This is a genomic window from Embleya sp. NPDC005575, assembly GCF_040605455.1.
Taxonomy (GTDB): domain Bacteria; phylum Actinomycetota; class Actinomycetes; order Streptomycetales; family Streptomycetaceae; genus Embleya.
On the sequence record NZ_JBEXCV010000075.1, the window covers coordinates 1 to 11,654 of the forward strand.

Consider the following 11,654-nt stretch of genomic DNA (forward strand, 5'->3'; position numbering starts at 1 on the left):
GCTCGGTCGCGCGGCGGCGGCCGGGCTGTACGCGAAGACCGCCGCGGAGTGCAGCACGCTGCCGTCGGCGCGGGTGATGCTGCCGCGCACGGCCGGACCCAGGCCCGCCGCGGGGGGGAAGCCGGCGCTCGACGCGCCGCTCGGTATGGTGCCCAACTCCCGCCAGGAGCCCGCCGATCCGTCTGCGGAGGTGCTCACGGTGACCGGCTCGTGGGCGGCCTCGGCCAATACCACGTGCAGCCCCGCGCCATCCGCCCGCGCGCCGAGCAGCACGAGTTCGGCGCCCGCCGCGACGCCGCGCATCGCGTCCAGGCCGGCGGGCGAGCTGGTCCGGCCGTCGCCGAGCGACAGCACCGGACCGCCAGTGGTGCGCACCGCGAGATCGAGACCGCCGCCGGTTGCCGCGGTGCCGGCGAACCCGGCCCGGGTCAGGTCGGCGTTGCCGGTCAGTGCGAACCACCGGTCGCCGATCCGCCACTGCGCGAACCGGCCGTGGACCAGCCGCTGTTCGGGCAGCACGAGCACGTCGGCGGGACGACCGCCGAGCGCGGAGCGCAGCAGTGCGCCGGTGTGGCCCGACCAGTTCTCGTGCACACCCAACAGCACCCGCTCGGGGGCCAGGCGTGCGATCAGCTCGCGCAGCGTGTCGCCCGCCGGATCCACGGCCGGCGCGTACACGTGCAGCTCCTGCACCGGGCCGGCCGGCACCTGGTCCAGCAGCGAGCGGTCGAGGTTGTCCAGCAGTCGCGCGTCGGGGCCGGGGGCCTCGTCGGCCAGGATGTGCCGCTCGGTCAGCAGCACGGCGATCTCGCGCAGGTACTCGCCGGCCCACGGGGCCATCGCGACGCCGTCCAGCTCGGGCAGCTTGTCCAGCCAGTCGGCCACGTCGGCCAGCAGCGCGTTGGACGCGTCGTCCTCGGTCTCGACCACCGTCCACAGCCGGTCGTCCCCGGCCCAGCCGGGCAGTGCCGGGGTGCCGCCGCCGATCGCGATCCGGCACGCGTGCTCGCCGAGCAGTACGACCAGCTTGGCGCGCAGGCCACCGGGACACACGGTGGGCGCATAGAGGTAGTCACGGCCGGCGCCGCGCACCTGGCCCGGGTCGTGCGCCTCCTGCGCGGCGTCCCCGAAGATCGCGACGCGGGCGGAGAGGCCGCGGGCGAGGGGGACGGCGACGCGCTCCAGGAAGGGCAGGTCGACGTTCAGGCCGAGGAACAGGGCCTCGTGCAGGGCGGCGCCGTCGGTGCGCTCGTGCCATTCCCGCAGGAGCGTGACGGGGGATGCGGATCGGGTGTGCTGCGACGCGGTCATATGTCGATGTCCAAGGTCGTTCGTCCCGAGGGGATGGCGTGCGGGTGCGGCTCGCGGATGCGGTCGGTGGAGCCTTCGACACGCTTCCGATGGTAGGCCCGGTCGCGGGTTGCGGGAGGAGGGCCGACCACCGAAGGGGCGCGCCCCGGATCGGCGCCGGTCGGCGTGCGGGCCGCACGGGTCATCCGAAACCACCTTCCTCGTCGCGAGGATCATCGCAGGAGTCGGCGGTGGCGATGGCAAAGGTCCCACGTCGTGGGCACCATCCGGGAGCGGAGCACCCCCACGTCCTTGTCGCCGACCCGGCTGCCTGAGATATTAGTGCCTTCCGGCATGGGAGTCTCCGTTCGCGTCGAGGCGGATGCGCGAGTCGCCGGGTTCCGCGAACCGGTCGTGGCACCGACTTGCCGATCTTCGCCGATCCTCGTCGCCGACCCCGAAGGCGACCGGGATCCGAGGAGAATCCGGACATGACGCCGAGCCCGACAGCGCGCACCAAGAGCCGGACCGCCCTTGCCCGGGAGGCGATCCGAGGCCGCATCCTGCGCCTGGAGATGCCGCCCGGCACGGTGTTCAGCGAAGGGGACCTGGCGACCGCTCTGGGCATGGGCAAGACGCCGGTGCGCGAGGCGCTCAATCTACTCATCCACGAGAGCCTGGTCGCGGTCGCGCCGCATTCGGGCTACCTGGTCATGCCGGTCACCCTGCGCGACATTCGGGAACTGCTCGAACTGCGCCTGACGGTCGAGACGTTGGCGGCCCGACTGGCGGCCGGCCGGCGCGACGCGGAGGGGCTGCGCGGATTGGACGAGGCGGCGCGAGCGTGGCGGCGCACGGCGATGGGTGGGGCCCCGCCGGCGGGCCGGGCAGCCGGTCCGGCTCTCGGGTCACGCCCCGGTCCGGCCCTCGGCGTGGTACCGGGTTCGGCTCTCGGGCCGGCGGCAGGTTCGGCACCGGGTTCGGCACCGGGTTCGGCTCTCGGGCCGTCGGCGGGGGCCGGAGTACGTGTGGGAGCCGGTGTCGCGTCCGTGCCGCTCGGGTGGCTCGGGTTCGGCGCCGCGCTCGCCGAACGGGCCGGCAACGGGCGGGCCGCCGAGGTCGAGGAGTACGTGCTGCGCCACCAACTGCGACACCTGTGTCTGGCCGTTGTACTCGGCGAGCCGACCTGGCCGACACCCGACCACGGGCCGCTGAGCGCCGCTTTGGCGGCGGGTGACCAGGAGGCCGCGGCCGCCGCCGTCGAGCACGGCATCCGGGCGCTGGGCGCGGCCGTGTTCGGCGCGCTGGTGCCGCCGGTCGCCGCGCACCTGGGCCGCGCGGACGGCAACGGATGCGGCGCCGACCTGCCGGCCGACGTGCTCGACTTGGACCTGGGCGCGCTCCTCCGCCCCGGCGCGAACTGACCCGGCCACCGGGTACGACACTGCGCACGGACGCGGGCCGAGCCCGCCGTTTGCGGCCGGGGTGCGGGCCTTTGCTTCGCAGCGGGGCGGGTCGAGCCGGCCGCCGGCCGCCCGGCTGAGCACGGGTGCCGGGCGAGCTCGCAGCTGCGGCCAAGGTGCGGGCCCTTGCTTCGCAGTGGGGCGGGTCGAGCCGGCCGCCCGGGATCGGGCTGCGCACGCGCGTGTACCGAGCCGTCGCTCACGGTTGGGGCGCGGGCCTTTGCTTCGCAGCGGGGCGGGTCGAGCCGGCCGCCCGGGATCGGGCTGCGTACGGACGCTTTCCGAGCCCGCCGCCCAGGCCGGGCGCGCGGGGCCCTTGCTTCGCGCCGAGGCTGGTCGAGCCCGCCCGGGCATGGGCGCCTGCCGCGCCTGTGGCGCGTGGCGCCTGCCGCGTCGCGGTGCGTCGGGCGAGGTCGGTCATGGTCCGGGGGCGGGGCCTGCGATGTTTGCGTCGAGCAGGGCGTCGCTGGACGGGAGTGCGTCGAGTACTCGTTCGCGGCATGCCGTCAGCCGGGTGCGTACCGCGTGCCGGGCCGCGTCCGGGTCGCCCGCCGCGAGCGCGTCCAGCAGTGGCGTGTCGTCACCCGCGATCGAGCACAGGTGCGGCCCGTCCGCGGCCACGCACAGCCGGAGCAGCCGGTGGTGGGCGTGCAGGGTCGCGCCCAGCGCGCGGCGCAGGTGCCGATTGCCCGCCAGCTCGCCGAGCAGCAGATGCAGCCGGGTATACCGGTCCAGCCACGCGTCCGGGCCCTCTACCGGCCGCGCGCTTCGCACCCACGCGCCCTCGCGGGCCACCAGCGCGACGATCTCGGCCGGCCGCCGTGCCACCGCCGCCGCCGCGTCCTGCTCCAGCACCCGGTGCAGGTCGAACAACTCGCGCGCGGAGCGCAGGGTGACCCGGGAGACCCGGTAACCGCTGCGCGGGATCACCTCGACGAAGCCGTCCTCGGCGAGCAGGGCGAGCGCCTCGTGTACGGGCGTCTTGCTCATGCCCAGCTCGCCGGCCACCGCCTTCTCGGTGAATCGTGCGCCGGGCGCGAGTTCCAGGTGCAGTACCCGACGCCGGACCTCCCGGTATGCCGAGCCGGTCAGCGACCCGGGCCGGCCCTCGCCGCCGGTGCGATAGCCGGGCGGACTCGCATTCGCCATGACACTCCTTCCACTGCTCACCGTCCGGCCGCACCCCGGGCGCGGCGCGCGTGCATTCGTGGGCCGGGCCGACCGGGGTACGGCGGGTCGGCCCGGGACGGTCAGTAGAAGTGCCGCAGCTCGGGCCACAGGCGTGACCAGGGCTTGGCCGTGCCCGCGCACAGTTCGACCACCGCGTGCTGCTCCTCGTTGTCGACGCCCTCCCCGTTGTCCACCCGGGCGACCAGCCGGCAGTCGACGAAGTCCCGGAACCGGCCCGTGACTTCGGCCTCACGCACGATCACCACCGGACCGTCGGCGCGATCCGGCGGCGGGCCCCAGTCGGCGAAGGACATGTGGCCCGAATACGGCTTCGGCAGCCCACGGGTGGAGCCGTACCGGTCGAGCGCGCCGGCCTCGCCGTAGTTGCCCGCGAACAACACCGCCCGGTCGCGCTGTTCGGGCGGGATCCGCGCCCAGGCCACCGCCGCCGCGTCGGCCAGTTCGGGCCAGCCGATCTGTTCGCCCTGCTCCGGGTTGATCCCGTTCACCGCGTTCACGCGGCCGGCCGGCAGCAGCGGCAGCGAGATCACCGCGCTGGTGACGGTGGCGACCACGAGCATCGAGCCGACCGGCACCCGCCGACCGGGTCGGGACGCGGCCCACCGCACGGTCGGTTCGCAGCCGGCCGCGACCAGCACCAGGAGCAGCGGCAGCGCGTAGTACGACTTGCCGCCCGAGGCGATCACCAGGGCGCACAGAATCAGGTATCCGGGCAGTATCGAGCGCGCCCAGCGAAGCTGCTCCGAACGCCACAGCCGCACCCCGCCGGCCACCCAGATCGGCACGAAAAGCGGTGACAGGTAAGCGATTTGCAGCGGGACGAACATGATCCGGTTCTCGATACCGTCGTCCGTGCTGATCCCGCCGGCGACGGTGAACTGCGGCCAGCCGTGGCCGGCCTGCCAGATCAGGCCGGGGGCGCTGAGCAGGACGGCGATCGCGATGCCCGCGCCGAGCAGCCGGCTGCGCAACACCTCGCGCGGACCGACCGCGAGCAGGCCGACCAGCAGGGCCACCACGAGATAGCCGACCAGGTACTTGTTCAACATCGCGCCGCCGACGGCCGCTCCCACCGCGAGCCACCAGCGCCCGTTGCCGGTGCGCAGCAGGCGCAGCAGGAACCAAGCCACCATGAGCCAGGCGAGGATGTCCAGCGTCGCGGTGGACCACAGGTGACCGACGCCGAGCACGATTCCGGAGGTGGCCGCGCAGGCCGCGGCGAGCAACTGGCCGGCCCGGCCGGTACCGAACTCACGTGCTATCAGCGTGACGACCAGGACGGTCGCCGCGCACGCGAGCGCGGCGAATATCCGCAGATCCTGCGGCTCGTCCCCGAACAACTCGCCGGACGCGCGGGCGAGCAGCGGAGTGAGCGGAGGTTGGTCGACGTAGCCCCACGCGAGATGCCGGCCGGCCACCACGAAATACAGCTCGTCGCGATGGAAGCCGTAGCGCGCGGAGAGCGCCGCCTGCACCGCGAAGACCGCGATCATGATCAGCGCGATCGGCCGCTTCGCGAGCGGCGGGAGGGCAGCCGGTACGGGTGCGGGCAGCAGCGGTTCGGTCGACGTGCGTTTCTCCACACGGCTCATTACGTCATGGTGCCGGATCCGGGGTCGGTACGGCAGAGACTCGCGCGCGGGTCCATACAAACGAGTCGGGATCGAATTCCGGGGACCACGACATCGATTCGACATCGATCCGGCGAACCCGGGATGTCCGTTTGTGATCCGCACCCGCGGCGGCACGGCGTGATCCCGGGCCTGCTGGTCGGCGGGGCCGATCCGGTCCGGCCTGGGTACGGTCGGCGCGCTGGGCGGCGGTGCGCTGCTGCTCGACCTCGCGGCGGGCGTGACCGGACTGGCCGCGCTACGCCTGGGTCGGCGCACCGGGACCGAGAACGCCCGGCCACTGATGTTGATTTCGCTCGTCCTGACCAGCACCGCCGGTCTCCAGGCCATCGCGTTCTGGGCGCTGCGCGGCGACTTCGCGCTCGAATGGTGGGCGCCGAACCTGTTCCTGCTGCTGTTCCCGCTGCCCGCCATCACGGTGCCGGTGCGGCGGATGGCCCGTCCCCGGCCCTGAGCGATACGGGTAACGTCGCGGTGCGAAGCGCGGCCGGCTTCGCACCGCCACCCCACCCCCGCCCGAGGAGCCCACGACGTGTCCAAGACCCCCGAGATCGGCGCACCGGCACCGGACTTCACCCTCGACGCGGTACACCTGAGCGACGGCGAGGCCCGCCGCGAACCGCTGACCCTGTCCGCGCAGCGCGGTCGTCCGCTCGTGCTGGCCTTCTACCCCGGCGACGACACGGCGGTGTGCACGAAGCAACTGTGCTCGTACTCCTCCGGCTTCGAACAATTCACCGACCTCGACGCCACCGTCTGGGGGATCAGCCCGCAGGACCTGGACAGCCACGAGAAGTTCGCCCGCAAGCACGGCCTGCGCATGCCGCTGCTCGCCGACACCGACCACAGCGTGGTCCGGTCCTACGGCATCGGCCTGGGCGACAACGCGCTGCGCCGAGCCGTCTTCATCATCGACGCCGAGGGCATCCTGCGCTGGAAACACGTAGCCCTCGTCGGCCTCACCTATCGAGGCGTGGACACCCTGACCGCCCAACTGAAGCTCCTGCGCGGCTGAGTGGCGGCGCCCGGGCCGAAGGCTCAGAAGTTCAGTGGTTGAACGAAGGTGGGGGCGCCCTCGGGTGGGCCGCCACTGATCAGGGCGACTCCGGTGTGGCCGATGTGGACCGGGCCGCCGGAGTCGCCGGCGGCGCCGGACTGGGTGCTGCGGGCCAGGCCGGTGACCGCGCCCTCGGGGTAGTTGACGGTGACATCGGTGGCGTCGATGGTGCCGCACCGGGTGCCGCTGGAGGCGCCGGTGCCGCAGACCCGGTCGCGGAGCCGAGGTCGGGCGAAGCCGGTGATCGTGGTGGTGGAGTCGCCGTCGACGATGTCGGTGGCCAGGGTCAGGCCCTCGGCCGCGGGGATGACCGCCCAGTCGGCGCCGGGGAAGCGGGACTGGTCGACGTTGCCGATCAGGGCGCCGGTGTTGTCGTACCAGGTGGGTGCGTCCCGGGCGCAATGGCCCGCCGTGCCGGTCGTGTTCGGGCGGTAGCCGTTGAAGCCTGCGGTGCAGATGAACACCGTGCCGGTGAGCCCGCTGTAGATCGTGCTGCCGCCGTGGAACCCGGTCGCGGCACGGGAGTTCGGGTCGGCGGCCGGTCCCCGGGCCACCCGCGGTCGGATCGCCGCGTCGAGTTCGATGATCTCGGCCAGGGCGGGCACCCGTCGGGCGGTGTTCAGGAAGGCCGAGCCGGCCGGGTCGGCGGCGCCGCGCAGCGTGGCGACGATGAGCGTGCAGCGCCGGTGATCGATGTACCAGTACTGGCTGCCGCCGGCCAGGCCGTCCAGGGCCAGCCCGTCCAACCGGTGCTGGAGTGTGCGCAGTTCGCCCAGTCGATCGACGAGGCAGCCGGCGGCGGGCGGGTCGGACGCGGCCGGGCCGACCTGCGTGGTCAGGACGAGCACGGCCGCTGCGGCCATCGACAACATCGAACGCGTCACGGTGGTCCGCTTCATGCCGGACACCGTACGGACCCATCCCCGGCGCGCGGCGGCCGATCGCGCCGGGGTCACCCGAACGGGCGGACGGGATCCCCCGCCGCGCACCGCGCACCGCCGCCGGGCGTGACGTGCGCCACCCGGGCGGATGGCAGCCCGTTACGTCTTGCGCGACGTATGGAAGGTAAGGCTAACCTAAGTACGACCCTGGGGGTCGTGCCGAGCCCAGCCCCCGTCCTTACTCGTGCCCGGAGCCCCACATGCCCTCATCTCATCGCTCGCTCACGACCGCCCGGCGGCGCGTGGTTCGGCTGCTCGCCGGGGCGGGGGCGGCCGGTTTGCTGCTCACCGGGTGCGGTTCCGACTCCGACTCCAAGTCCGACGCCAAGCCCGCCGCGAGCCAGGGCAACGGCGCGCCGGCAGGCGGCGACTCGGCCGGCGGCACCCGCACCGTCAAGGACGCGACCGGTACCGCGGTCCAGGTGCCGGCGAGCCCCAAGCGCATCGTGGTGCTCACCCAGGAGGACCTGGACGCGGTGCTCGCGCTCGGCGTCAAGCCGGTCGGGATCACCAACGGCCAGGGTCTGGACAAGCCGCCCGCCTACCTGGCCGACAAGGTCAAGGGCATGGAGGTGGTCGGGAACCTACTCCAGCCGGTGATGGACAAGGTGATCGCGGCCAAGCCGGACCTGATCCTGGCCGGCGACATGCAGGATGAGCAGGTGCTCAAGCAGCTGCGCAAGATCACGCCGGCGACGCTGGTCACGATGGCCCCCACGGACGACTGGAAGTTGTCCTTCCGCGGCATCGGCAACGCGGTCAACAAGCTGGACCAGGCGAACAAGGTGATCACCGACTACGAGGCCAAGGCCAAGAAGACCGGCGAGGACCTGACCGCGAACAAGGGCGCCGCGGTGAGCATCGTGCGCTGGAACCCGAACGGCCCGAGCTGGATGGAGAAGCGCCAGTTCGCCAGTGGCGTCGCGCTCGACATGGGGCTGACCCGGCCCAAGGCGCAGGACAAGGACGGCAACGCGCACACTCCCGCGCTCAGCCTGGAGAAGATCGCCGAGATCGACGGGGACTGGCTGTTCCTGGGCACACTCACCGCCGACGGTGCGAGCGCGCTCAAGGAGGTCCAGGAGAAGCCCGCGTACAAGGAGTTGAACGCGGTCAAGAAGAACCACGTGGTCACCGTGGACGGTTCGGTGTGGTCCACCCGGGGCGGTCCGCTGGCTGCCGACGTGGTGCTCGGCGACATCACCAAGGCGCTGTCCGCCACCTCCTGATCCGCCGTCATCGGCAGCGACCGGCCCCGGGACGCCTCGCGCGCCCCGGGGCCGGGCCCGTTTCGGGACCCGGACGCCCCCGGTTCGGCACCGCCGCCCGGACGCCCCGGTTCGATCCGGGCGCCTTGGTTCGACCCCGCCACCCGATCGCCCCTTTCGTCTTCACGCAGAAAGCCGAGCATCATGGACACCCCGATCCTGCACGCGCTGACCGAGGCGGTCGCCGCCGGACGCGCCTACACCCGCGCCGAGTTCTGGGCCCGCGTCGAGGCGGTCGGTGCTCCGCTGGTCGAGCCGGACCCGTCCGACCCCGGACAGCGCCTGGTCACCTTCGTGTGGCGGGACGACCCGGAGGTGCCCGCCGACGACGTGCTCGCGCTGCTGCACACGTTCACCGATCGGGACCGGCACGCGGGCGATCTGACGCCGCATCTGATGCGCCGACTGCCCGGGACCGATGTGTGGGCGCTCACCCATCGGCTGCCCGCTGATCTGCGTGCGTCGTACCAGTTCTTCGTCGGCACCGGTCCGCGCGAGCAGATCCTGCGCACCGACCGTATTGCCTGGCTGGGCGTACTGGATGGCGCGGTGCCCGACCCGTACAACCACGCGCCGACCCTGGCCGCGCGGGACGGCCGCAACCCGTCGTCGGTGCTGGCGCTCCCGGACGCGCCCGTGCAGCCGTGGGTGCGCCGGCGGCCGGGTGTACCGCGCGGGTCGCGGCTGGACACGACGGTGGACGGTCGCCGGGTGAGCGTGCTGGTGCCCGCCGGCATCCCACGAGAGCCCTATCGGGTGGCGGTGTTGCTGGACGGCGAGGTCTGGGGGTCGGTGCTCGACATCGGCGACACGCTGGACAACCTGCACGCCGAAGGCCGGATCCCGCCGACCGTCGCGCTGCTCGTGGACACCATGGGGCGGAATCGGCGGATCGCCGATCTCACGTGCGGCGAGGCGTTCGTGGACTGGCTGGCGGACGTGTTGTTGCCATGGGCCGGTCGGCAGTACGGGGTGGACGCGGATCCCGCGCGCACGGTGATCGTCGGGCAGAGCGCGGGCGGCCTGACCGCTGCCTTCGCGGCTCTGCGTCGACCGGATCGGTTCGGCAACGTGCTGTCCCAGTCCGGGTCGTTCTGGTGGCCCGACCCGGACGAGAGCAACGACGGCCCCGAGTGGCTGACCCGGCGGTTCGCGGCTGCCGAACGGTTGCCGATCCGGTTCCACCTGGAGGTGGGGTTGCTGGAGTGGATGTTGGTCGCCGAGAACCGGCGCCTGCGCGATGTGCTCCTCGAACGCGGCTACCCACTCACCTACACCGAGTTCGACGGCGGCCACGACTACGCCTGCTGGCGCGGCGGGCTCGCCGTCGGACTCGTCGGCCTGCTGTCAGCCTCGGCCGGGGGCTGAGGCGCCGGCCGGATCGGCCCGGGCCGCCTCGGTGTCGTCGTCCCCGAACGGCGGCGGAGCCGGCGCCTCGTGCGGCAGCCGCAGCGCGAACACCGCGCCGAGTGCGACCAGTGCGGCGGTGATCCAGATGGCCGCGCGGTACGGCCCCGGCGAACTCGCGTCGTGGCCCGACCCGCCACCCGCCTCGATCACCGCGGCGCCGGCTGCGATCCCGAGCGAGCCACCGAGCGTGCGCACGATGGTGAACAGGGCCATCGCGTGTCCCATGTCCGGCGGTTCGATCTCGCCGAAGCCGGCGATCTGTACGGTCAGCACCGCGGTGCCGAGCACGAGCCCGACACAGAACATCAACACCCGTACCGCCCAGGCGTTGTCGGCGACCCCGGGCAGGGCCAGCGCGCCGAACACCAGCGCGGCCGACAACAATGCCGGCGTGGCCAGTCGCCGCGGGCCGAGCCGGGGCAGCAGCCGGTCGACCACCTGTGATGCGAACATGAGTCCGACCGCCTCGGGGAAGACTCCCAGGCCCGCGTCCAGCGCGGAGGCGCCGAGTGCCGCCTGATAGAGCAGCGGGAAGACGAACAGCACGCCCATCAGCCCGGCCGAGGTGACCAGGGCCAGTGCGGTCGCCGCGCCGAAGGCCCGGTCGGTCAGCAGTCGAAGTCGCAGCAGCGGTTCGGCCGTGCGCAGTTGGTGGGCGATCGCGACGACCAGCAGGACCAGGCCGAGGATCCCGGAGACCGCGATGGCCGGCGTGCTCCAGCCCTGCGACGGCCCGAAGCCCAACGCGTAGGTGAGCAGTCCGAGCGTGGGCGTGGTGAGCCTGAAGCCGGTCCGGTCGAACGGGCCGACCACACCCGCCCGGTGCTCGCGCAGCCCGAACACGCCGAGCAACACGGCGGCCGTGCCGATCGGCACATTGACCAGGAACAGCCAGTGCCAAGACAGGTGTTCGGTCAAGAAGCCGCCCAGCGGCGGGCCCAGCGCGGGCATCAGCGCGGTCGGCACGATCAGCCACTTGGCCAGCCGCATGCGCTCGTGCGGTGCGAACGCGGTGAACAGGATGGTCATGCCGACCGGAGTCAACAGACCGCCCGCCAAACCCTGTACGACGCGGGCCAGGACCAGGGAGACCAGGTTCTGCGACAGCCCGCACGCGGCCGAGGCCGCGGTGAACACGGCGAGCGAACCGAGGAAGACGCGCTTGGTGCCGAACCGATCGCTCAATCGCCCGGCGACCGGCAGCGCGGCCACCAGGGCGACCAGGAACGCCATCTCGACCGTGTTCGCGGCCACCGCGGGCCGATCGAAGTCCTCCGCGATGGTCAGCAGCGCCGGATTGACGATCGTCGAATCCAGGCCGTTCATGCACATCGCGGCGGTGTAGACGACGATCACGATCCATCCACCGGCGCGTTTCCCGTCCGCCGGTGGAGCGGTTTCGA

The 11,654-nt window shown here is 72.9% G+C and carries 9 protein-coding genes and 1 pseudogene; 5 read left to right on the forward strand and 5 right to left on the reverse strand.

The genetic code is table 11. From position 1 onward, the window contains the following. Window positions 1–1,311, reverse strand: a pseudogene (locus ABZS54_RS23975) (hypothetical protein); the annotation flags it as partial. A gap of 470 nt (window positions 1,312–1,781) precedes the next feature. Here ABZS54_RS23975 and ABZS54_RS23980 point away from each other — a divergent pair. Beyond that, window positions 1,782–2,714, forward strand: coding sequence for a GntR family transcriptional regulator (locus ABZS54_RS23980; RefSeq protein WP_355539614.1), 933 nt, complete (start codon window positions 1,782–1,784; stop codon window positions 2,712–2,714). A 456-nt stretch (window positions 2,715–3,170) separates the two neighbouring features. On the opposite strand, the gene ABZS54_RS23985 is transcribed toward ABZS54_RS23980, so the two are convergent. Both ABZS54_RS23985 and ABZS54_RS23990 read right to left on the reverse strand, forming a co-directional pair. After that, window positions 3,171–3,902 carry a GntR family transcriptional regulator gene (locus ABZS54_RS23985; RefSeq protein ID WP_355539617.1) on the reverse strand — a complete coding sequence of 244 codons (732 nt, stop codon included), beginning with the start codon at window positions 3,900–3,902 and terminating at the stop codon, window positions 3,171–3,173. Window positions 3,903–4,003: 101 nt separating this feature from the next. Continuing rightward, window positions 4,004–5,536: a glycosyltransferase family 39 protein gene (locus tag ABZS54_RS23990; RefSeq protein WP_355539620.1), complete on the reverse strand. Its 1,533-nt coding sequence runs from the start codon at window positions 5,534–5,536 to the stop codon at window positions 4,004–4,006. Window positions 5,537–5,774: 238 nt separating this feature from the next. On the opposite strand from ABZS54_RS23990, the gene ABZS54_RS23995 reads away from it, so the two are divergent. Then, on the forward strand, window positions 5,775–6,029 hold the full coding sequence (locus ABZS54_RS23995; RefSeq protein WP_355539682.1) for a DUF5360 family protein: 255 nt from the start codon (window positions 5,775–5,777) through the stop codon (window positions 6,027–6,029). A 78-nt stretch (window positions 6,030–6,107) separates the two neighbouring features. After that, a complete protein-coding gene (locus ABZS54_RS24000) occupies window positions 6,108–6,590 on the forward strand; it encodes a peroxiredoxin (RefSeq protein WP_355539623.1) in 483 nt (160 codons plus the stop codon). Window positions 6,591–6,613: 23 nt separating this feature from the next. Here ABZS54_RS24000 and ABZS54_RS24005 read toward each other — a convergent pair whose 3' ends face one another. Beyond that, on the reverse strand, window positions 6,614–7,531 hold the full coding sequence (locus ABZS54_RS24005) for a S1 family peptidase (RefSeq protein ID WP_355539626.1): 918 nt from the start codon (window positions 7,529–7,531) through the stop codon (window positions 6,614–6,616). Window positions 7,532–7,773: 242 nt separating this feature from the next. On the opposite strand from ABZS54_RS24005, the gene ABZS54_RS24010 reads away from it, so the two are divergent. Both ABZS54_RS24010 and fes read left to right on the forward strand, forming a co-directional pair. Further along, complete coding sequence (locus ABZS54_RS24010) at window positions 7,774–8,802, forward strand: iron-siderophore ABC transporter substrate-binding protein (protein ID WP_355539629.1); 1,029 nt, start codon at window positions 7,774–7,776, stop codon at window positions 8,800–8,802. Window positions 8,803–8,985: 183 nt separating this feature from the next. Further along, the gene (fes, locus tag ABZS54_RS24015; protein WP_355539632.1) at window positions 8,986–10,209 is read left to right on the forward strand and encodes an enterochelin esterase; all 1,224 of its coding nucleotides are present in this window, start codon (window positions 8,986–8,988) and stop codon (window positions 10,207–10,209) included. Here the strand turns inward: fes and ABZS54_RS24020 are convergent. Beyond that, window positions 10,189–11,610 (reverse strand): DHA2 family efflux MFS transporter permease subunit, encoded by a 1,422-nt coding sequence (locus ABZS54_RS24020; protein WP_355539685.1) that lies wholly within the window; start codon window positions 11,608–11,610, stop codon window positions 10,189–10,191. The genes fes and ABZS54_RS24020 overlap by 21 nt on opposite strands. Between the last annotated feature and the right edge of the window lie 44 nt (window positions 11,611–11,654).

Bases quoted from the DNA above. Each gene is read 5' to 3' on its own strand.
- ABZS54_RS23980 (WP_355539614.1), top strand. From the start codon at position 1,782: ATGACGCCGAGCCCGACAGCGCGCACCAAGAGCCGGACCGCCCTTGCC.
- ABZS54_RS23985 (WP_355539617.1), bottom strand. From the start codon at position 3,902: ATGGCGAATGCGAGTCCGCCCGGCTATCGCACCGGCGGCGAGGGCCGG.
- ABZS54_RS23990 (WP_355539620.1), bottom strand. From the start codon at position 5,536: ATGAGCCGTGTGGAGAAACGCACGTCGACCGAACCGCTGCTGCCCGCA.
- ABZS54_RS24005 (WP_355539626.1), bottom strand. From the start codon at position 7,531: ATGAAGCGGACCACCGTGACGCGTTCGATGTTGTCGATGGCCGCAGCG.
- ABZS54_RS24010 (WP_355539629.1), top strand. From the start codon at position 7,774: ATGCCCTCATCTCATCGCTCGCTCACGACCGCCCGGCGGCGCGTGGTT.
- fes (WP_355539632.1), top strand. From the start codon at position 8,986: ATGGACACCCCGATCCTGCACGCGCTGACCGAGGCGGTCGCCGCCGGA.